Genomic DNA, 22211 nt, shown 5'->3' on the forward strand with positions numbered 1-22211 from the left:
TCAGCCAACAGAGAAAGAAGCGCATTATAAAGAATATTGGGACAATATCAATAATTTGAAATTAGGGAAAATTACATTTTCAAATGATAAAGAAAATGTCCGTTTTACTGAAGATGTACAGTTAAGCGCCATAAATTATGCTTCAATTTCGGCTAACAAAATGATTTTTGCAATTGATGCTTTTAATCAAAATGGTGAAAGTGTTAAGCGCATCAGAAACAGAAAAAATCCATTCGAGATTCAGCGTGGTTATTTAGATTCTGACGAAATCGAAGTTAATCTTCCGCCTGGTTTTACAATCGAATTTCTTCCAGCAAATTATGAACTTAAAGGGAAATTTGGTGAATACAAAACTGAAATTATCAAAAAAGACAATAATAAACTGATTTACAAACGCAGCATGTTTTTAAACAAAGGAAAATATTCAAATAAAGAATATGATGAGTATCGACTTTTTAGAGAACAGATTTCAAGGAATGATAATGCAAAAATTATTTTAATAAAAAACTAACATACCAATAAATAAACTAACCAAGACCTAACCCCGCATGAAATTAATTAAAATCTTAAGCCTTTCAATTGTGCTTTTAGTTGTATCAAAAACAACAGCACAGGAGTTTAAATTAGGAAAAGTATCTGTTTCTGAATTAGAGCAGAAAGTACATCCTAAAGATTCTACGGCACCTGCTGCTATTTTGTATAAAAAAGGAAAAGCCAGAATTGAGTATGATCAAACAGAAGGCAACTTTATAACCTTGACCGATGTTGAAGTCCGAATAAAAGTATATAAAAGGAAGGCTACGAATGGGCAAATAAGGAAGTATGGTATTTTAAAACACCTGGACTAACTGAAAAAGTGTTTTTTTCTGATGCTTACACTTATAATTTGGTTGGTGGCAAAATTGAAAAAACGAAACTTAAATCAGAAGGTACTTTTGATGAGGTTTTAAATAAATTTAGAGCTCAGAAAAAAATTACAATGCCAAATGTAAAAGAAGGTTCTGTAATTGAATATAAATATACGATCAAAAGTCCAAGTGACCGACTTATAAGAGAGTGGAACTTTCAAGAAACTATTCCTGTGAATTATTCGGAATTTATTACTTATGTACCTGAATATTATGTTTTTAATTCAAGACAAAAAGGATATTTTTTTCCGAAAATGACTGTTGAAAAAGGCCCTCGTTCAATAATGTTTACAAGTAAAGAAAGATCTGAGGGACGTGTAACGACAACTACATTTTCAACTGACAAAATTGATTATACTGAAACAAGAACAACTTATATAGCACAAGATTTTCCAGCAATGAAAGAAGAATCTTTTGTAAACAACATGGATAATTATGTTTCAAGCATTCAGCATGAGTTATCGATGACGAAGTTCCCAGGTTCCCAAATGAAAATGTATTCTACAGATTGGGAATCGGTCGTAAAAACAATCTACGATTATGAGAGTTTTGGCCCAGAATTAAATAAAACAGGTTATTATGAAGATGATCTAAAAGTATTGCTTGCTGGAAAAAACACGCCTGAAGAAAAAATTTGGACTATCTTAAATCACGTGAAAGCAAATGTAAAATGGAATGGCTATACGGGTTATGATTGTGATAATGGAGTTAAAAAAGCATATAAAGAAAAAACAGGAAATATTGGCGATATCAATTTAATGCTGACTTCAATGCTTCGTTATGCGGGATTGACTGCAAATCCAGTTTTGTTGAGTACACGTGAAAACGGAATTGCATTATTTCCTAACAGAACTGCTTTTGATTATGTAGTTGCAGCGGTTGAAACCCCACAAGGAAATTTATTGTTAGATGCTTCAAATAAATTCTCAACACCAAATATTCTTCCTTTTAGAACCATTAACTGGACAGGAAGGTTGATTCGTAAAGATGGCACTTCTGAAGAGATTGATTTGACGCCTAAAAAAGTATCAAATGATATTGTCTTTTTAAGCTATAGCATTGATGCTGAAGGAAAAGTTTCAGGAAAAACCAGAAGACAATACACAGATCACATGGCGATGATTACCAGAGAAAGAATTGACGGTGTGAAGCAAGAAGATTATCTTGAAAAGCTTGAAAACAAAAGCGGAAAAATAGAAATTAGTGATTATAGCAGAACTAATGAAAAAGAAATTTTATTGCCTGCAATAGAAACATATGCCTTTACCGGAAATGATTTATGCGAGATTATTGGCGGTAAAATATACATTAGTCCAATGTTATTTTTTACCAATGATAAAAACCCTTTTAAGCAAGAAGTAAGAGAATATCCAGTTGATTTTGGATTTCCGCAAATGGATAAATACAATATTACAATTCAAATTCCCGAAGGTTTTGCCGTTGAAACATTGCCAGCTCCTGCGCTTATAAATATGGAAGACAATGCAGGAAGTTTTAAATTTAATGTTGCTACAAACGGAAACAGTTTACAGGTAATTATTGCAAATCAAATTAATGAAGCTATTTTTTCTGCAGAAAAATACGAAATGCTGAAAGAATACTATAAAGGAATGATTGCGAAAGAAACTGAAAAAATTGTTTTAAAACGTATCTAATATGAAGTTCCAAAACTTCGTAGTAGTTTTTTTTCTGTGCATTGGTTTTTCAAAAATCAATGCGCAGAATTTTGCATTAGGAAAAGTAAGTATTGCCGAGCTGGAGGAAAAAGTACATCCAATAGATTCTTCTGCTCCTGCAGCAATTTTGTTTACAAAAGGTCTTGTCAAGATAAACAATATGGGCTATACAGAACGTATCACGCAGACAAGAATAAAAATCTACAAAAAAGAAGGTTATCACTGGTCTAATATGCAATTTACATTTCCGTCGGGGAAATTAAGCGCGATCAGTATTACCGATGTTTACACGTATAATTTAGTTGACGGAAAAATTGTCAAATCTAAATTAAAGTCAGAAAGTGAGTTTTTAGATAAAATCACAAAAGATTTTTGGGCTAAAAAGTTTGCATTTCCAGATGTCAAAGAAGGTTCAATTTTAGAATTTCAGGTCAAAATTATTGGAGGTTCATTAAACATTCCGGATTGGGATTTTCAAAAAAGTATTCCGGTGAATTTTTCAGAATTCAGAACTATTATTCCAGATGTGTTTTCATTCAAAAAAAACATGAAAGGATTTTTTATTCCAAAATCAAATTCACAAGTCGCGAATACATACGGTTACATGGCGATGGAAAGTATCTATTCACTTCAAAACGTGCCGGCAATGCAAGAAGAGGATTTTGTAAATAATATGAATAATTACCGCGCTTCTATTTCGCACGAGCTTGAGTCGATTTCTATTCCTGGACAACTCTTCAAAACATTTTCTTCAAGTTGGCCTTCTGTTGCAAGAACCATTTATGAGTTTGAAGACTTTGGTCCAGAATTAAGAAAAACAGGTTATTTTGAAGATAATCTGAAATTATTATTGGCAGATAAAATAAAGCCAGAAGATAAGATTTCGACCATTTTTAATTATGTGAAATCAAACATAAAATGGAATCAGCACCTTGGTTACGGATGCGAAAACGGAGTCAAAAAAGCGTATAAAGAAAAATCAGGAAATTGTGCCGACATTAATTTAATGCTTACATCAATGCTTCGTTATGCAGGTTTAGATGCAAATCCGGTTTTGATCAGTACGCGCTCTAACGGAATTTCATTTTTTCCAAGCACTAGCGGATTCAATTATGTAATTGCAGGCGTAGAAACTCCGCAAGGAATGATTTTATTAGATGCAACTGATGATTATGCTACTATAAATGTTTTGCCCGTAAGAGATTTAAATTGGTTTGGAAGATCAGTTCGCAAAGATGGCGCTTCTAAACTGGTTGAATTAATGCCAAAAAAGAGCTCAGCAGATATTGTTGCATTGAGTTTTGAAATTTCGGAATCAGGAAAAATTGAAGGAAAAGCAAGAAGACAATATTCAGATTATCACGCGTTGAATTTTAGAGAGAAAATAGCAAAGGATAATGAAGAGACTTATATCGAAAAATTTGAAAATGAAAACAATAAAATCGAGTTAAGCGATTATAAAAGAGTAAATGAAAAGGAGTTTTCATTGCCAATTTCTGAATCGTTTTCTTTCGCAGGATCTGATTTGGTCGAAATAATCGGTGGAAAAATATATCTAAATCCGATGTTGTTTTTCTTGAGCGAAAAAAATCCTTTTAAACAAGAAAAAAGAGAATATCCAGTCGATTTTGGATTTCCATCTTCGCAACGCTATAATATTGATATAAAATTACCGGATAATTTTACAGTCGAGAATTTGCCAAAACCAATTGCAGTTGTGATGCAGGATAATTTGGGCGTTTTTAAATTTGATATTGCGCTTTCAGAAAACAGAATTCAGCTTTCGATCATTCATCAAATAAATGAAGCCATAGTCCCAATTGGAAAATATGATATGCTAAAAGAATATTATAAAACTATGATTGCAAAAGAAACAGAAAAAATTGTTTTAAAAAGAATATAAAAAATGAAGTTTTCAAGTGTAACGTTTACCATTTTATTTCTCCTTCTTTCACTAAAAGGGCATTCTCAAAACTATGAGCTTGGCAAAGTCACAGTTGCTGAATTGCAGGAAAAATCGAATCCAAAAGATACCGCTGCTCCGGCGACCATTTTATTTAAAAAAGGAAAAAGTTTTTTTACTTATACTAACGATAAAGGTTTTTCGGCAAATCATGTTTATGAATTTAAAATCAAAATCTACAAAAAAGAAGGGCTGAAATGGGCCGATCAAAAGGTACGATTTTTTATTGGTTATGAGAACTTAAACGAAGATCGAGTAGAGTTTTCAAACGCGATTACCTATAATTTGGAAAATGGCACAATAGTAAAAACCAAGCTAGAGAGCCAAGGAACGTTCAAGAAAAAAGTCAATAAATTTTGGAACGAAAAAATGATTACACTTCCCAATGTAAAAGTGGGTTCTGTTATCGAATACAAATATATTTTGAAATCAGAGAATCTTTTGAAATTGCCTGATTTTGAATTTCAGTATGATGTTCCTGTCAATTATTTCGAATATAAAACTGAAATTCCAGAATACTACATTTATAAATCACTCTCAATTGGAAATTTTCCAATAGAATCTGATTCCAAATTGGTTGGAAAGAGTCAAAGTTATGAGAACGAACACAATCAATCTGGAATTCTTTCGTATAAGCAGATCAATACTTTTTATAAAGGAAAAGATGTTCCAGCTTTGACGGAAGAACCGTATGTAAATAATGTGGATAATTACAAAGGTGCTCTACAATTTGAAATTGAACGAGTTCGTTATCCTGATAAACCAGACAAAGATTATTCGGTTACTTGGGAAGGTGTTGCAACGAATATTTTTAAAAATGAGCATTTCGGAAAAGAACTGAACGAAAAAAGTTTCTTGGTTGAAGATGTTAAAAGATTATTGACAGGGATTGAATCTCCTAAAGATCGAATGAATATCATTTTCAAATTTGTTCAAAATAAAATGCACTGGAATGAAGTTAATGATTATTATACTGATAAAGGAATTGCGAAAGCCTATACGGACCAAACAGGAAATGTAGCCGAAATTAATTTTATTTTGATCAATATGCTGAAACTAGGCGGTATTGATGCCAATCCTGTTTTAGTGAGTACAATTGAAAATGGTGTGCCAGTATATCCAACAAGAACGGGCTTCAATTATGTGATTGCAGGCGCACTCATAGATGGAAAATTAGTTTTGCTGGATGCGACAAATAAATACACATGTCCAAATATATTGCCATTGAATGTTTTAAACTGGAAAGGTAGGCTGATTAAAATTGATGGATCTTCGCAAGAAATCAATTTAGACCCAACTGCGTTGTCTAAAGAAACTTCGACTGTTTTTGGCAAAATAACAGATGTTGGTAAAGTTGATGGCAAAATAAGAATTCAAAGAACAGATTATGATGCATATAATTTCAGAACAAAACATTCAGCTCAAAATCAGGAAAATTATCTTGAAAAGTATGAAGAAGAACTGGGAGATTTAAAAATCGCCAATTATAAAATTGAAAACGCGAAGGCTAATTTCGCTGAGCCTGTAACGGAGACTTTTGATTTTACTTCTGATAATGTTACAGAAATTATAGGCGGGCAATTATTTATCAATCCATTATTGTTTTTTACTAGATCTAAAAATCCTTTTACACAGGAAAAAAGGCAAATGGGAATTTATTTTGGCTATCCGAGCCAAGAAAAAATGAATCTGAATCTTCAAATTCCAGATGGATATGAAGTAGAATCTATGCCAAATCCAATCCGAATCTCATCAGAAAATAAAGAGATCGTTTTTACATTAAATATTTCGAAACTAGAAAATAAAATTCAGATTAGCTGTATCAAAGAAATAAACAGTAGTATTTTTGCAGCTGGCGATTATAACGGATTGAAAGATCTTTTTCAGAAAATGATTGCCAGTCAAAATGAAAAAATTGTCCTTAAAAAAATATAGCAATGGATTTGAAAAATGCACAATTAGATGTTGATACTTGGATCAAAGAACACGGTGTTCGTTACTTTAACGAATTAACCAATATGGCGCAGCTTACAGAAGAAGTAGGTGAAGTTGCCAGAATTATTGCGCGCCGTTACGGAGAACAGTCTGAAAAAGAAAGCGATAAAAATAAAGATTTAGGCGAAGAATTAGCCGATGTTGTTTTCGTGGTTTTATGTTTGGCCAATCAAACGGGAATCGATTTACAAGCCGCTTTTGATAAAAAAATGGATTTAAAATCGGTTAGAGACAAAGATCGTCACAAAAACAATGATAAATTGAAATAATTGTGAAATATCACTCATAAGTTTTGAATTATGAGTTTTGAATTTTGAATTATGAATGGGGAGTGGTAAATTGCGGGGCTGAATTATGTTTCTAATCATTCATAATTCATAATTCACAACTTACAATTAAAAAAATGAATTTAAAATTAAGCACGAATTCGCAATTCACAATTGATAATTCGCAACTAAATATCACAGGTTCTAAAAGTGAAACGAACCGTTTGTTACTTCTAAAAGCGTTATTTCCAAATATTACTTTAGCCAATACTTCAAACTCTGACGACAGCGAAGTAATGCAGAAAGCATTAATTGGCAATGACGAAATTGTAGACATTCACCATGCGGGAACTGCAATGCGTTTCCTAACTGCTTATTTTGCTGTAAACGAAGGCAGAGAAGTGGTAATGACAGGTTCAAGCAGAATGCAGGAGCGACCAATCAAAATTTTGGTTGATACTTTAAGACAATTAGGAGTTGAAATATCTTATGAAAAAGAAGAAGGTTATCCGCCAATCCGAATTAAAGGAAAAAAAGTAACGGCTTCAAAAGTGAATTTGGCAGCAAATGTAAGTAGCCAATATATTTCGGCACTTTTATTAGTAGCTTCAAAACTAGATAATGGTTTAGAACTTACTTTAGAAGGAGAAATTACTTCAGTTCCTTATATCAAAATGACTTTGGCTTTACTGAATGATTTGGATATAAAAACCAGTTTCGAAGGAAATGTAATCAAAGTTTTTCCTAAAGAATCTGTTGAATCAAGAGAAATGGTTGTAGAATCAGATTGGAGTTCAGCTTCTTATTTCTTTAGTTTAGTTGCTTTGTCCGATGCTGCAAAAATCACATTGAGCAGTTATAAAGAAAACAGCCTTCAAGGAGATTCAGAATTAGTCTCTCTTTATGAAAAAATGGGTGTAAAAACGACTTTCCAAGGAAATAAAATGAAATTGGAAAAAGTTGCTGGTTTCAATTATCAAGATGTAAATTTTGAATTAAACAATACACCAGATATTGCTCAAACAATTGTTGTAACTTGTTTAGGTTTAGGAATTGGATGTCATTTAACAGGACTTCATACTTTAAAAATTAAAGAAACTGACAGACTTGAAGCTTTAAGAATCGAGTTGACAAAATTAGGTGCAAATATTGAGGTGACAAACGACAGTTTGACTTTAGTAAAATCTGATAATATTAATCACGATGTGAAAATTGGAACTTATAATGATCACCGTATGGCAATGGCATTCGCTCCATTAGCAATAAAAGTTCCAATTATTATTGAAGATGCTGGAGTAGTTTCAAAGTCATATCCAGATTTTTGGAACGACTTAAAAGCTTTAAACTTTCAAATTTCAGAATTGTAAAAATTTTTGAAACCATATAAGTTATATAAGTTCATTTAAAAAAGGGCTTTATACAAAACTTAATCACATAGCCTCTGGTTTCAACCAGAGGTTTTTTTATGCGTATTTAAAAGCAAACCCGACAGGTTTTTTAAAACCTGTTGGGTTTAATATTAGGTAAAAAAACAGTTAATATGAACTTATATAACTTACATGGTTCAAAAAAACATTTTTAGTGCTTTCCGAAACCTCACTAAATCAAGGACTTTTGAAAATAAACGTCAAAACACTTGACAACGCCTATCTCACAATCGTATATTTGCAAGCGATTTAAAATTTTAGATAAAAAAGTCTAAGATTGATATTTTAAAATCTAACTTCAAATATGAAATTATCACACTTCAATTTCAATTTACCGAAAGAACTTTTGGCTGAATTTCCAGCAGAAAACAGAGATGAATCTCGTTTAATGGTAATTGACCGTAAAAAAAACACTATCGAACATAAAATGTTTAAAGACGTTATCAACTATTTTGATGACGGAGACGTTTTAATTTTGAATAATACAAAAGTTTTCCCTGCACGTTTGTACGGAAACAAAGAAAAAACGGGAGCAAGAATTGAGGTTTTCTTATTAAGAGAATTAAATTCTGAGCAACGCCTTTGGGATGTTTTGGTTGATCCGGCTAGAAAAATCCGTATTGGTAATAAACTTTATTTTGGTGACGACGATTCGTTAGTTGCTGAGGTAATTGACAACACTACTTCTCGTGGTAGAACTTTACGTTTCTTATACGATGGATCTTATGAAGAATTCAGAAACAAATTGACAGAACTTGGAGAAACTCCAATTCCTAAATACATCAACAGAGAAGTTACTGCTGAAGATGCTGAAAGATACCAAACTATCTACGCAAAAGAAGAAGGAGCGGTAGCGGCACCAACTGCTGGTTTACACTTTTCAAAACACCTTTTGAAAAAATTAGAAATCAAAGGAGTGAACTTTGCTGAGGTAACTTTACACGTTGGTTTAGGAACTTTCAATCCAGTTGAGGTTGAAGATTTGTCGAAACACAAAATGGATTCTGAGGAATTAATTATTACTCAAGAAGCTTGTGATATCGTAAACGAAGGAAAAACAAAGAAAAAACGTATTTGTGCTGTAGGAACAACTTCTATGCGTGCAATCGAAAGTTCTGTTTCTTCTGCTAATACTTTGAATCCTTACGAAGGATGGACAAATAAATTTATTTTTCCTCCACACGATTTCAGTATTGCAAACTGTATGATTACAAATTTCCACACACCAAAATCAACATTATTAATGATGATTTCTGCTTTCTGTGGTCATGATTTAATGAAAAAAGCATACGACGAAGCGATCAAAGAAGGATACAAATTCTATTCTTACGGAGATGCAATGTTAATATTATAATCTGATATATTTTCAGATTCAAACCCGGCAGTTTTTTAAAACCTGCCGGGTTTTCTGTTTTTTAAAGGTTTCAAGTTTCTCCCGAAGCTTCGGGATCAAGTTTGACGTTCGTTGTGTGTTTAACCGCAAAGTTCGCAAAGATTTTTGCTCAGTTTGTGTTTGCCAAGTGCATAAGAACGCAAAGCTTTGCGAACTTAGCGTTTGTAAACGTTAATCTTTATAAAAAAACCTTGCGAACTTTGCGGTTAAACACACAAAGTATATCAACATTAAACGTGAAACATGAAACTTGAAACCTGAAACAAAACAAAACAAACAAAATTTGTTATTTTAGCATCCAAAACAAAAAACAATGACTTTTCAAAATACACGCGAATTTGCACGAGGGCTAGATTCGAAAGACACATTAAATCATTATCAAGACCAATTTATTTTTCCTAAAGTAAATGACAAGCGAGTTATCTATTTTACAGGAAACTCATTAGGATTACAACCAAAACGCACCAAAGCTTACATTGACGAAATAATGAATGACTGGGCTGAATTAGCTGTCGAAGGTCATTTTTATGCTGAAAAACCTTGGTGGGATTATCAGGAAAGATTTGCTGAACCGTTGAGTAAAATTGTTGGAGCGCTTCCGTCAGAAGTTACAGTTATGAATACTTTGACGGTGAATCTTCATTTGTTGATGGTTTCTTTTTATCAACCTAAAGGCAAACGTTATAAAATTATCTGCGAAGAAAAAGCTTTTCCATCAGATCAATATATGTTTCAGAGCCAGGTAAATTTCCACGGTTATAAACCAGAAGATGCGATTGTCGAAATCAAACGTCGTGACGGAGAACATAATATTCGTCTTGAAGATGTTTTAGCCAAAATCGAAGAAGTTGGCGATGAATTGGCTTTAGTTTTAATTGGAGGAGTAAATTATTATACAGGACAAGTTTTCGATATTAGAACTATTACTGAAGCTGGACAAAAAGCCGGAGCAAAAGTAGGATGGGATTTAGCACACGCAGCCGGAAATATCAAATTAGAACTTCACGATTGGAATGTTGATTTTGCCGCTTGGTGCAGTTATAAATACATGAACTCAGGACCAGGAAATGCTTCTGGAGTTTTCGTTCACGAAAGACATCACAACGATCCAGATTTACCGCGTTTTGCTGGCTGGTGGGGACACAATAAAGAACGACGTTTTAAAATGGAACCTAATTTTGATCCCGTTCACGGAGCAGGAGGATGGCAGATTAGTAATCTTCCGGTTCTTTCATTAGCGCCTTATTTGGCTTCTGTAGAAATGTTTGCTGAAGTTGGAATGGACGCTTTAATTGCAAAACGTGACCACATAACTTCATACCTAGAATTTATTCTACACGAAATTGATAAAGAAGTAGAAAGTACTTTCGAAATCATTACGCCTTCAAATCCAGAAGAAAGAGCTTCGCAATTATCCGTTTTCCTTCATGGGCAGGGTCGAAGCTTATTTGACTATTTAATGAAAAATGGTGTAATTACAGATTGGCGTGAACCAAATGTTATTCGTTTAGCGCCAGTTCCTTTATATTCTTCATATGAAGATATGTATGATTTTGGGCAAATTCTGAAAAAAGGAATTTTAGGGAAATAAGAGTGAATTAATCTCGCAAAGTCGCAGAGGCGCAAAGTTTTTTTATTTAAGGAATAGTATCAATTGATGTTGTTTGTCATTTCGAGGAACGAGAAATCTTCACAAGTAGCTCCATAGCGGGAATTGTCAATCTTTGTAGAGTTTCTCGTGAGGATTTCTCGCTCCTCGAAATGACAAAAAATATGTGTCTTTGCGAGATTAAATCATACAGCTTGGAATAGAAATTCTTCCAGAAAGTACAAAATCTTCTAATCTTATAAACTTTCCAAAAAATCTTGTAACTCAAACAAAATGTAACGGCCTTACTTTGTAGTATATAATTTTAAATACTACAATCATGAAAGGCTTATATATTTTATTAGCGGTAATACTTATAACTTCTTGTCAAAATCAGAACAAAGAAGATTTGAATAAAGCCAAACAAGCCAGTATTGATTCAATGAAAGTTGAAATTAACAAACAACGTGTTATCGACTCAATGAAGACTGAAATGGCGAAGGTAGAAGAGAAGCAAAAAGCGGAAGCTCAAAAAGTTGTTGTGGTACATCAAAACGATGGAACAGCAACTGCAACACCAGCAAAAAAGAAAGGCTGGAGCTCAACTGCGAAAGGCGCGGTAATTGGTGCCGGAGTTGGTGCTGCCACTGGAGCAATTGTCAGTAAGAAAAAAGGCGAAGGTGCTATCATTGGTGGATTGGCAGGAGCCGGAGTCGGAGCTGGGACAGGTGCTATTATTGACAGCAATAAGAAAAAGAAAGAGTAGATTTTAATATATCTTAAATAAAGAAACGCCGATTTAGATTTTCTAAATCGGCGTTTTGTTTTATGCTAATTCCAATGTTGGAATCACGATTGCATTTAATTCTGATTTATAAAAATCGAATTGATTTTTGATTTTTTTTTCTTCCATTTTAAAATAGAAAGTTGACGAAAACAGATTCTGATAATATTCAATTCCTTCTAAAATATTTGCTTTAAAAGAATTCCATTTTTTTAGCTGATTTGCTGTAACTTCTCCAGAAATGTTTTCAATTTCGTTTCTAAAATAATCAACATACATTTTTAATTCTTTTACAAATAAATTCGGGCGATCTATCCTTAGAACCGATTTTCCCAGATAAATGTGATGTAGCATTTCTTTCAAAGAAACTTCTTGATCAAAATAAGCCAAATTTGGCCCTGGACAAATTACAACGCCTTGCGTCTGGCCTTTTATTTTAATGTTATTTTCAAGATAAGAAGCATTTGCCAAACCTACGCATAAACATGATTTCTCCGTTATTTTGATTTTGCTTTTCTCGAATTCTTCTCCAGATAAAGAGTCTTTTTTGCTTTCTAATTCTTCAAGTTTGATGTCCTGATATTTTTTTGAAGCTGTACAAATTCCGTGCGGATCGTATTCTTTGCTTAGAGCTAAAAATTTCTTTGGGCATGAACTTCCAGCTTTGTTTTCTTGAATTCTTTTTTGCTTTAAAAATTCATTTGTAGTTCCTTTTAAAGTATTAAACGGAACTCCTAAAGGCGAAATATTACTCAGATAAAAATCATCTTCTTTGGCATTCATCAATAAATTTCGTGTTTCTTGATCTACAGATGTTGCTTCAGGAACCAATAAAAAAGGCGAACCCCAACCAACAGAATCTATTTTATATTCGTCCAATAAAAATTCATGTTCTTCAGCTGTACCAACACCGCCTTGAACGGTAATTTTTAATGCTAAAGGATTTTCTGGGAAAACCTGATTTTTTAACTGTAAAGCTTTAATCATTAAATCGTGTGCCGATTGTACCAATTGCTCTTTTTTCTGCTTGAATTCCTCTAAAATGGTACCTAAAAGAAGTCCGTCAGTAGCAAAGGCATGACCACCGCAGTTTAATCCTGATTCGATTCGGTATTCAGAAACCCAAAGTCCTTTTTTGGCCAAGAAATTTCCCTGAATCATTGCCGATCTGAAATCGCTCACTTTTAGTATGATTTTCTTTTTTAGTTCGTTGTTTTCATTTGGGAAAAAATCTTTGAAGTTTTCGAAATAACCAAACAATCTCGGATTCATTCCTGCAGAAAGCACAACAGAAGATTCTAGATTGCTATTTGCAAAACCTCTTAAAGCAGCATGAGCATCGTTAAACTCAATCGGAAGTTGTTCATTTTTAATGAAGTTATCTTTGTCAAGCTTCGTCATGATGTTAACGTCGATTTCGCCTGGAAAAAGATGGGATTCGATGTAATGTTGAATATTTTCTTTAAAAGAAATTCCGTCGTCCAATAAATTCTGAAATCCCTTTTTAATGTCAGAAGTATTAGGCAACATCGACATGAAATTTTCTAGCGCTGTTTTGCTTTCGGTTAATTCGGTTTTAAAATTTTCGAATTTTTCTTTTACAATTTTATCGACTAAATTTAGATAAGAAGTAATTCTTTCAGCGCGGTAATCGTGAAATTTCTGTGTGATTTCTTCGTAAGGAATATTGAATTTGGTGCTATAAAAATTACGCATCTTTTCAATTAAATCATCATCAGCGAGAGCAATAACAGATGAAATTCCGTACTGTGCCACACGAATCGGGCTGTCAATTGTGTACGCAAGCCCCATTACCGGAATATGAAAAGTATGTAAAGGCGTTTTTGTCATTTGTCTTTAGATTAAAATAAAAACAAATATTGAAAAAAGGATTTTGGTAAAACCTGATAATTATCATGTGAAAATGTGGGTTGTTTAGAAAGTTTTTTTACCAACGAGTGCCGTCAATTTTGTCATTCCGAGGAACGAGGAATCTTCGCATGAAACTCCACATGCAAAATCACATTAGTTTGAAAGAAAGTAAGAATAATCTTTATTTTTGTTTTAAGATTGAGACAAACAATTAATTTGACTAAATGAAATCATTAGAAGGCTATCATACTTATTACGTCTACATTATAACAAATAAGTTTAAAACAGTATTTTATACCGGATTAACAAATAACTTGAGAGTTCGTTTAAGCCAGCATAAAGAAAATATTACAGGGAAAAATAAAACTTTTGCTTCAAAATATAATGCAGAGTTTTTATTGTACTATGAAAAGTTTACTTGGATTCAAGAAGCAATTAGTCGTGAAAAAGAAATAAAAGGATGGACTAGAGATAAGAAAATAGAATTGGTTAAAACGATTAATCCAGACTTAGATTTTTTGAATTATATTTTTTCTTAAGATTATTGATTTTCTAAGTCGAAATACTGTGTCGAGTTTCTTGCGAAGATTCCTCGTTCCTCGGAATGACAAGATTGTGGAGAATGCTTCATTTTAAACGGTTTCATATCAAAATCTTCTTCAAAGACTCAGCAATGCTTCGCCATAAAAAGTTATAGAATGATTTTTCCTGAATTCTTTCGACTTCAACATCAGCGGTTTTTGCTTTGTCTTTTGAATCGTTTTTGACGAGTAAATTTGCAATTGCCGATTTTAGTTTGGCTTCTTTTTCAGGATCTTTCTTTTTGTATAATTTTACTTTCAAGTCATCATAATCTAAAGATGAATTTCCTTTTGAAACATTATCATTTCCGTAGAAATTGAAGCGGTATTTATTGAAAACTCCTGTAAACGAAGCATTCATATAAGGTTTGCTGAATTGTCCCATCGCCCGAACATCAAAATTGGAAATTACGCCCTGAATATGGAAACCGTCGCTTTTATCCAGAACATTAAAACTCCAATCAACATTTAAAGGCGAAGTTTTCATGAAAATACATTTCACTTTTATTTTCACATCGTTGGTTTTCTTTAATCCAAAACCGCTTCGCAGGTTTGTTGCTTGCAAATTGAATTTATCGAAATTTAAAACTCCGGGACCTTTAGAAAAATCCATTTCTTCTTCATAAACTAATTTCGATTTCAGAACCTGTAACGTGTCAATTTGAAGCGGAAATTTTATATTTCGCAATAAATGATTGTACAAGTATTTTTTGCTCAAATCATCTTTTGGCATTTTTCCGCGATAAATATTGGCATCAAAATGATTGATTACAAGCGAGTTTGCTTTAAAGAAAAAGCGATCATTTTTAAATCCCCAATCCATTTTTGAAACTTGAGCCGAATCAAATTTTAAGGTATAAATATCTTTTTCTTTGTCGAGACGTTTTGTGAATTCGCGTCGGCTGAACTGAGGAACATTGGAGAAATTATTGATTTTTAGAAAATTCTTTTCGGTAGTAATTTTTCCAATATTTATATGATAAAAAGCGCTTGGTCTGTAAAATAAACTATCACAGACTAAAGCATAGGTTTTATATTGAAGCGGAATTTTTTCTTTTAAAGTGGCATCGGTTATTAGAATTCCTTCTAATTTCAGAATGATTTTTTTGATGCTGAAAATAGGTTTTTCGGTATCCAAAGAAACAACATCGACAGTACCGTCATTTAAATAAATGTTTGAAACAGCGATGATTTTGCGGAAAGGATCTACAATTTCAGTTTTGATGCTTTTACTATTGTTGAGGAGTTTTTCGCCTTTTTTATATAGAATAACCCGAGGTTTGTCGATGATGATACTTTCTGCCTGAATAATATCTCGAAAAGCCAAATCCCAAATATTGAAGTGCTTGATTGTAATGGATTCAATTTTAGAAAAAAGACCATTTTTGCTGTCTTTTGGTGCATTTTTCGGACTGACTAATAATGTCTGAGCAGAGATATTTCGAGAGAAAAGCGAAACCTCAATTTTTTCGTAATTGATGTTGTAAGCCGTTTTGTTTTTCTCGTGAATAATAATTGGAAGCTGTTTTTTGATCCAGTAATTCAAACCAATATTGATCAAAATTACCAGCAGAAAAAGAGAAATTATTCCAATTGCTATTTTTTTATAGATAGACATTTATAGTATTAATTTTAAATACATAAATTTAGGCTTTTAAAGAGAGAGGGTATTACATTATTCTTCTTTTTAGTTACATCATTTTACAAACCTTATTGTTTATACTTTTTGCAAAATATGAGAAGATTTAAAAAAATTCTGCTAGTTTTAGTATTGCTAATTGTTGTTCTTGCAATTGCATTGTTTGCTTATATTTTTCATTTGAAACCCAAGTACGAAGGGGAACTTCAATTGAAAAATCTCCAAAAAGAAACTACAGTTTATTTTGATGAATTTGGAGTTCCTCATATTTATGCCAATTCTGAAAAAGATGCCATGACAGCGCTAGGTTATGTTCACGCACAGGAAAGATTATGGCAAATGGAATTGCTTCGCAGAATTGCGCCAGGAAGATTATCTGAAATTTTCGGGTCTGTTGCACTTAAAAACGATACGTTTTTCGCCGGAATTGGTATTGAAGAAGCTTCGGCGAAAGCTATTGCCAAATTAGACAAAAACAGTCAGGCTTATAAGTTGACTCAGGCTTATTTGGATGGAATAAATCAATATTTGGAAGAAGGTGTAACACCAATTGAATTTACATTGGTTGGCGTAAAAAAAGAAAAATTTACAATTAAAGACGTTTATAACATCTTCGGATATATGTCTTTCAGTTTTGCAATGGCTCAAAAAACGGATCCGTTATTGACTGAAATTCGCAATAAATTTGGTGCCGAATATTTGAAAGATCTTGGAATAAACGGCGAATTCAATACGACTCAGCTTAAAAGTTCAAAAGAAAATATTGAGGAATATACCGAAATTTCAAAATCGATTACGGCTTTATTGGATAAATCGCCAATTCCGCCATTTATTGGAAGTAACAGCTGGGTCGCTGGTCCACATAAAACAAAAAGCGGAAAAGTAATTTTTGCAAATGATCCGCACATTGGGTTTTCACAGCCTGCAACTTGGTACGAAGCACATATTGTAACGCCGGAACATGAATTGTATGGCTGTTATTTAGCCGGAACTCCGTTTCCGTTATTGGCACACAATCGTGATTATGCTTACGGTTTAACGATGTTTGAAAATGATGATATTGATTTTTATAAGGAAAGAACGCTTGGCGGAGATCCAAATCAATATGAAACTCCAACAGGTTTTGGTACATACGAAATCAGAAAAAAAACAATCAAAGTAAAAGATACATCTGATGTTGTACTGACAATAAAGTCAAGCCGACACGGACCAATCATGAATGATTTTTTAGAGCGTTTGGATAAAAAAAGCCCAATTGCAATGTCATGGACGTATACCAGAGAACCTATTCAAATTTTAGATGCAGTTTACGGACTTTCGCATGCTAAAAGCAAAGATGATTTTAGAAAAGCGGTTCAGTTAGTAGCCGCGCCGGGATTGAACGTTATGTATGGTGATGCCAAAGGAAATGTGGCTTGGTGGGCAACGGGAAAATTGTATAAACACGATAAGGGTGTAAATACCTTTTTGATTTTAGATGGTACAAGCGGAAAAGATGATATAAAGGAATATTTAGATTTTTCGAAAAACCCATCTTCTGAAAATCCGAAATGGGGTTATGTTTATTCAGCTAATAATCAGCCTGAAGCAATAGATGGTTTTTTATATCCGGGTTATTATTTGCCGGAAGACCGTGCCAAAAGAATTTCAAGTTTGATGGATGCCAAATCAGATTGGGATAAAGAAGCAATTAGTAAAATGATTTATGATAATACTTCTCCAACTGCTCCTGGAACGGCTCAAAACTTGATTTCGAGTATAGATAGCGGTAAACTTTCGGCAGAAGAAAAACAAGTTGTTGAAGTTTTAAAATCATGGAAAGGCACAACAAATCGGGAAGATGTTGCACCAACGATTTACAACAAGTGGATTTATCTTTATATGAAAAATACTTTTGAAGACGAATTAGGAAAAGATAATTTCGATTTGTTTTTAGGAACGCATGTTGGGAAACAAGTTATTGCAAGACAGGTTGCGAATGAAAATTCGGTTTGGTGGGATAATATCAAAACAAAAAATGTAAAAGAAACGAGAAAGGATATTGTTTCAAAATCATTTTATGAAGCTGTTGTTGCCCTTCAAAAGCAATTAGGAAATACTATTACAGATTGGAATTGGGGCAAAGTTCATACGGTTGAACACGAGCATCCGTTAGGAAAGATTGCTGCACTTCGTGGTTTATTTAATGTTGGCCCGTTTGATTCGCCAGGATCAAATGAAGTGATTAATAATTTATTCTTCGGATTTAATGAAGAAGGAAAATATTACGTAAAAGGCGGTCCTTCAACCAGAAGAATTGTCGATTTCTCTGATATTGAAAACAGCTGGAGCATTTTGCCAACGGGACAATCAGGAAATCCTTTCAGTAAACATTACAGCGATCAGGCAGAAATGTACAATGAAGGTAAATTCAGAAAAATGAAATTGAATAAAGAGGAAATTGTGAAAACGTCGACTAAATTGGTTTTAAAACCTAAAAATTAGTTTCAAGTTTAATGTTTCAGGTTTCAAGTTTTCGGCTTGTGTAATCTTTGTCAAAGTTTTAAACTTTGACAAAGATGTTGAGGCTAAAAAAACTTAGAAGCTTAGCAACTTAGAATCTTAGTATCTTTATTTAGAAATATACTTCCCTAAAACAATATCATTTGCAAAAATGTTAAGATTATTAGCTAGTGCTTTATTAGCAATCATTACATTTTTAGTTTGATAAGCAGTATCTTTTTCGTACGCTTTTAAAAGTGTTTCTAATTCCACTTCATCATAGAAAGCGAAAGAATTATAAATTGCATCTCTAAAGTTTTTGTAATTGATGCTTTCTGTAATTTCCATTGCTTTTTGTTCGTTCCAACCTTCTTTGGCGGAAGTTTCATTGATTTTGGTCAAGCAATAATCAATTACATAAGTTTTATAATGTGTAGCTTCGATAATTTTGTCAACAATGATTTTGTTTTGCTGAGTAGGCATTGCTGGCGATGCTGGATTATTTTGCGATAAAGATTTAGCAGAAATAAACAGGCATAAAAATGCCGTTAGAAAGCGGTACTTTTTTAAATTTTTCATAGGTTATTTTAGTTGTTTTTGGGTACGGCTAAAATAGTATTTTTAAAGCTAAATCATAGAATTAGAATGTTAGAAATTGTAACAAAAAAACTCCGACAAAACCGTTTAAAGAATCAGTTCTATCGGAGTTTGTTTAAAAACTTGTGTTGTTGACAGGTTTCGGTGTGATTTTTTATTTTGAAATTTCGGCTAATACTTTTTTACCGTTTTCATTAGAAGGATCAAGTTCCACAGATTTTGAGTAATTCTCGATTGCTAGTTTTTTATTGCCATCGGCTAAATAAGCTTCGCCCAGACTATCATAAACATTTCCTGATTTCGGGAAAGTTTCAACATTAATTTTGAAAACTTCAATTGCTTCTTTCTTTTTGCCGTTTTGCAATAATTCATATCCAACTCTGTTCATATCGTCTTCTTTAATACCGTATGTTGGATCACTTTTTAGTTTTTTATAAGTATCAGTTCCCGCTGTAAGTCCTTTTTCTGAAAACACATCCAGCAATTCAAAAGCTAATGATCTTTTTGGCTGATTTAAAGGCTGATTGTATAAAATAGCTCTAATGCCTTCATTCATTTCATCTAGAATGGTACCGCCAGTATTATTCAATAAAACCACTAAATTTTTATCAGCAGGAATGCGCGAAATAACAGTATTGAATCCGTTAATTCCTCCTCCGTGTTCAATGATTTTTAGTTTAGGTTTGTCTCCATTTGAAGCTTCTTCCACAAACCAGCCATATCCGTATGAACCGCCACCGGCTTTTATGTAAGGTTTGAACAATGATTCCATAGAAGTTGCTGAAAGCAGTTTAGTTGTATATAGTGCTTGATCCCAAAGGTATAAATCTTCAACAGTCGAATATAAAGATCCGGCAGCATACGGAATACTCATATCAAGATAATAAGCGTTGATTATTACTTTGCCTTTTTTCTCATAACCTGCTGCACGTTTTTTTATAATGATATCACTGTGATCAAAACCAGTACTTGTCATTTTTAACGGTGTCAGAATGGTTTCCTGTAAATATTGTTCATACGATTTGCCCGAGATTTTCTCAATTATATAACCCAATAAAAAATAACCAGAATTGCTGTAATTAAATTTTTCACCTGGCTTAAACTCAAGTGGCAGACTTGAAAACGTTTTTACAAATTCTTCTGGCGTTACAGGATTTCGGCTTTTGTCTTTAAAGAAATTAGGAGATGCTGTATAATTAGGAATTCCGGATGAATGCGTCAGCAAATGGTGAATCGTTATTTTGTCACCGTTTTCTTTTGGATAATCGGGTAAATAAGTGGTAATTGGAACATCAAGTTTTATTTTTCCTTCTTCGGCTAATTTTACAATTAAAAAGGCCGTAAATTGTTTTGTAATTGATCCTAATCTAAATTTTGTATCTGTTTGGTTAGGAATATTCCATTCGAAGTTAGCAGAACCAAATCCTTTCTTGAAAATTACTTTTCCGTTTTCGGCAACTAAGGCAGAACCGTTAAATTGCCCGTATTCATTGTATTTGGCTAAAAGCTGTTCGATTTGTTTGGCCTTGTTTTGTGCAAAAGTGCTCAGCGAAATGAGCTGTAAAATGGCACAAAAAACAATTAGTTTGATTGAGTTTTTCATAATGATTGCTGATTATGGGTTTTGGATTAATAAATGATTCGCTTTTGATTGATGATTGAAACTTTTAATAAAAAGACATTCAATAAGTTATATCGAAATTACGATTTTTTATCGGTCTAAAATGGATGCGTTTAAATTGTTAGACGATCGATTTAGCATTTGGTTTCAAGAACAATCAAATTTTTTCATATTATTTTAAATCAAAACGAATCTGAGCATAAACTTAAAAAAGATTTTAGCGGTTTATGCTCCCTAACTAACGATTCGTTTTAATTGGCAATCATTCTTTTAAGGCTATAGAATTTTGCTTAAAAGGAGGAGTATGAGGATAATTAATTTTAGCATGACTTTGAAATTAAAAACTTATTTCTTTTCGATATCAATCAGTTTTTGCCCATAATCTCCCAAATATTGCAGCAGTAGTTTTTCGTAAACTTTATAGCCGTCATCAACATTGGTGAAAATTATCAGGCCTTGTTTTGTTTTTGGAAGTAAAAAGAAAAGTGTCTGAACGCCTTGATCAGCGCCGCCGTGCGAAAGTGCATATTCGCCATTTCCAAAATCATAGATTTCAAAGCCTAAACCAAAGTATTTGTCTTTTTTATTTTGGGAAACTTGATGCGAATTCATTTCATCAAAGATTTTTTTGCTCAAGCCATCGCTGTTCATGACACTGCACAAAAAGGTTCCATAATCTTGAATTGTAGTTAATAAATCATCGGCGGCGTTTGCGGTTTTGTTTTTTACAGGTTCGTAAGGATTTCTGTTTTTGTCATAATTCACAGCATATCTGGAAGTATCAACTTTGTCGTTCCATATATATTGAGTATCATTCATTTTCAGTGGTTCAAATATTAATTCTGAAGCCAATTGATTTAAGGTTTTGCCAAATTTCTTCTCCAAAGATTTTCTAAGATATTCCATTCCTTCTCCTGAATATTGATATTGCGTTCCAGGTTTGAACTTAAAATCTAATTTCCCAGATTTATTCATGTATCTCCAATTCGGAAAACCAGTTTGATGGCTTAAAACGATTCTTGTTGTCAGCAATTTTGTATTCGGGTCATTTGCAATATCTGGGTCTGTCCAATATTTATATAAAGGTTCGTCTAAATCCCATTTTCCTTGACTTGCTAATTTTAAAGCCACAATGGTGGTTACTGGTTTTGTTAAAGAAGCAACATTCCAAATGGTATTATAAGGAGCGGAAACATCTTTTTTTAGTTCGCCAAAAACTTTTACCTGTTTTAGTTTTCCATCTGCAATTATTCCGATGCCTAAAGTTGGAATATTATTTTCTTTGAGCCATTTTTCGGTTTCTTGTTGTTTGTCAAAAAGACTGTTTTTTTCTTCCTGCGAAAAGCCATTTTGATTGCTGAAAAATAAAATCCCAGCCAAAAAGATTTTTAAATAAGAAGAAGTACGATTGATGATTTTC

Annotated in this window: 16 protein-coding genes and 1 pseudogene; 12 read left to right on the forward strand and 5 right to left on the reverse strand. The window is 33.0% G+C overall.

The genetic code is table 11. From position 1 onward, the window contains the following. Positions 1–55 precede the first annotated feature (55 nt). The 10 genes from RB619_RS12840 to RB619_RS12885 all read left to right on the forward strand — a co-directional run bounded on the left by RB619_RS12840 (position 56) and on the right by RB619_RS12885 (position 11982). Positions 56–511 (forward strand): hypothetical protein, encoded by a 456-nt coding sequence (locus RB619_RS12840; protein WP_308098022.1) that lies wholly within the window; start codon positions 56–58, stop codon positions 509–511. A gap of 37 nt (positions 512–548) precedes the next feature. Further along, the gene (locus RB619_RS12845; RefSeq protein ID WP_308098023.1) at positions 549–848 is read left to right on the forward strand and encodes a hypothetical protein; all 300 of its coding nucleotides are present in this window, start codon (positions 549–551) and stop codon (positions 846–848) included. A gap of 8 nt (positions 849–856) precedes the next feature. Next, the gene (locus RB619_RS12850; protein ID WP_308098024.1) at positions 857–2563 is read left to right on the forward strand and encodes a transglutaminase domain-containing protein; all 1707 of its coding nucleotides are present in this window, start codon (positions 857–859) and stop codon (positions 2561–2563) included. A gap of 1 nt (position 2564) precedes the next feature. Beyond that, positions 2565–4487, forward strand: a complete 1923-nt coding sequence (locus RB619_RS12855; protein WP_308098025.1) for a transglutaminase domain-containing protein — start codon at positions 2565–2567, stop codon at positions 4485–4487. A 3-nt stretch (positions 4488–4490) separates the two neighbouring features. Further along, positions 4491–6482 (forward strand): DUF3857 domain-containing protein, encoded by a 1992-nt coding sequence (locus RB619_RS12860; protein WP_308098026.1) that lies wholly within the window; start codon positions 4491–4493, stop codon positions 6480–6482. Positions 6483–6484: 2 nt separating this feature from the next. Beyond that, entirely contained in the window at positions 6485–6811 is a 327-nt protein-coding gene (locus RB619_RS12865; protein ID WP_012022600.1) for a nucleotide pyrophosphohydrolase, read from the forward strand. A gap of 134 nt (positions 6812–6945) precedes the next feature. Further along, the gene (locus RB619_RS12870; RefSeq protein WP_308098027.1) at positions 6946–8175 is read left to right on the forward strand and encodes a 3-phosphoshikimate 1-carboxyvinyltransferase; all 1230 of its coding nucleotides are present in this window, start codon (positions 6946–6948) and stop codon (positions 8173–8175) included. Between the two features lie 364 nt (positions 8176–8539). After that, entirely contained in the window at positions 8540–9589 is a 1050-nt protein-coding gene (queA, locus tag RB619_RS12875; protein ID WP_308098028.1) for a tRNA preQ1(34) S-adenosylmethionine ribosyltransferase-isomerase QueA, read from the forward strand. Positions 9590–9941: 352 nt separating this feature from the next. Further along, the gene (gene kynU, locus RB619_RS12880; RefSeq protein WP_308098029.1) at positions 9942–11219 is read left to right on the forward strand and encodes a kynureninase; all 1278 of its coding nucleotides are present in this window, start codon (positions 9942–9944) and stop codon (positions 11217–11219) included. Positions 11220–11556: 337 nt separating this feature from the next. Next, the gene (locus RB619_RS12885) at positions 11557–11982 is read left to right on the forward strand and encodes a YMGG-like glycine zipper-containing protein (RefSeq protein ID WP_308098031.1); all 426 of its coding nucleotides are present in this window, start codon (positions 11557–11559) and stop codon (positions 11980–11982) included. Positions 11983–12042: 60 nt separating this feature from the next. Here RB619_RS12885 and RB619_RS12890 read toward each other — a convergent pair whose 3' ends face one another. Then, on the reverse strand, positions 12043–13851 hold the full coding sequence (locus RB619_RS12890) for a hypothetical protein (RefSeq protein ID WP_308098032.1): 1809 nt from the start codon (positions 13849–13851) through the stop codon (positions 12043–12045). Positions 13852–14096: 245 nt separating this feature from the next. On the opposite strand from RB619_RS12890, the gene RB619_RS12895 reads away from it, so the two are divergent. After that, a complete protein-coding gene (locus tag RB619_RS12895; protein ID WP_308098034.1) occupies positions 14097–14411 on the forward strand; it encodes a GIY-YIG nuclease family protein in 315 nt (104 codons plus the stop codon). Positions 14412–14514: 103 nt separating this feature from the next. Here the strand turns inward: RB619_RS12895 and RB619_RS12900 are convergent, their stop codons facing one another. Continuing rightward, the gene (locus tag RB619_RS12900) at positions 14515–16071 is read right to left on the reverse strand and encodes a hypothetical protein (RefSeq protein WP_308098035.1); all 1557 of its coding nucleotides are present in this window, start codon (positions 16069–16071) and stop codon (positions 14515–14517) included. 117 nt (positions 16072–16188) lie between these two features. Between RB619_RS12900 and RB619_RS12905 the strand changes: the two genes are divergently transcribed. After that, positions 16189–18576, forward strand: a complete 2388-nt coding sequence (locus RB619_RS12905; RefSeq protein ID WP_308098037.1) for a penicillin acylase family protein — start codon at positions 16189–16191, stop codon at positions 18574–18576. Positions 18577–18702: 126 nt separating this feature from the next. On the opposite strand, the gene RB619_RS12910 is transcribed toward RB619_RS12905, so the two are convergent. The 3 genes and pseudogenes from RB619_RS12910 to RB619_RS12920 all read right to left on the reverse strand — a co-directional run. Next, positions 18703–19152, reverse strand: a complete 450-nt coding sequence (locus RB619_RS12910; protein WP_308098039.1) for a hypothetical protein — start codon at positions 19150–19152, stop codon at positions 18703–18705. Between the two features lie 172 nt (positions 19153–19324). Beyond that, positions 19325–20773, reverse strand: a complete 1449-nt coding sequence (locus RB619_RS12915) for a serine hydrolase (RefSeq protein WP_308098041.1) — start codon at positions 20771–20773, stop codon at positions 19325–19327. 363 nt (positions 20774–21136) lie between these two features. Then, positions 21137–22120, reverse strand: a pseudogene (locus RB619_RS12920) (serine hydrolase domain-containing protein); the annotation flags it as partial. Positions 22121–22211 lie beyond the last annotated feature (91 nt).

Origin of the sequence: Flavobacterium sp. LHD-80 (assembly GCF_030929605.1) — a bacterium.
Taxonomy (GTDB): Bacteria; Bacteroidota; Bacteroidia; order Flavobacteriales; family Flavobacteriaceae; genus Flavobacterium.

Coding starts and splice junctions, on each gene's coding strand:
- RB619_RS12845 (WP_308098023.1), top strand. CDS start 549: ATGAAATTAATTAAAATCTTAAGCCTTTCAATTGTGCTTTTAGTTGTA.
- RB619_RS12855 (WP_308098025.1), top strand. CDS start 2,565: ATGAAGTTCCAAAACTTCGTAGTAGTTTTTTTTCTGTGCATTGGTTTT.
- RB619_RS12860 (WP_308098026.1), top strand. CDS start 4,491: ATGAAGTTTTCAAGTGTAACGTTTACCATTTTATTTCTCCTTCTTTCA.
- RB619_RS12865 (WP_012022600.1), top strand. CDS start 6,485: ATGGATTTGAAAAATGCACAATTAGATGTTGATACTTGGATCAAAGAA.
- RB619_RS12870 (WP_308098027.1), top strand. CDS start 6,946: ATGAATTTAAAATTAAGCACGAATTCGCAATTCACAATTGATAATTCG.
- queA (WP_308098028.1), top strand. CDS start 8,540: ATGAAATTATCACACTTCAATTTCAATTTACCGAAAGAACTTTTGGCT.
- kynU (WP_308098029.1), top strand. CDS start 9,942: ATGACTTTTCAAAATACACGCGAATTTGCACGAGGGCTAGATTCGAAA.
- RB619_RS12885 (WP_308098031.1), top strand. CDS start 11,557: ATGAAAGGCTTATATATTTTATTAGCGGTAATACTTATAACTTCTTGT.
- RB619_RS12890 (WP_308098032.1), bottom strand. CDS start 13,851: ATGACAAAAACGCCTTTACATACTTTTCATATTCCGGTAATGGGGCTT.
- RB619_RS12895 (WP_308098034.1), top strand. CDS start 14,097: ATGAAATCATTAGAAGGCTATCATACTTATTACGTCTACATTATAACA.
- RB619_RS12900 (WP_308098035.1), bottom strand. CDS start 16,071: ATGTCTATCTATAAAAAAATAGCAATTGGAATAATTTCTCTTTTTCTG.
- RB619_RS12905 (WP_308098037.1), top strand. CDS start 16,189: ATGAGAAGATTTAAAAAAATTCTGCTAGTTTTAGTATTGCTAATTGTT.
- RB619_RS12910 (WP_308098039.1), bottom strand. CDS start 19,152: ATGAAAAATTTAAAAAAGTACCGCTTTCTAACGGCATTTTTATGCCTG.
- RB619_RS12915 (WP_308098041.1), bottom strand. CDS start 20,773: ATGAAAAACTCAATCAAACTAATTGTTTTTTGTGCCATTTTACAGCTC.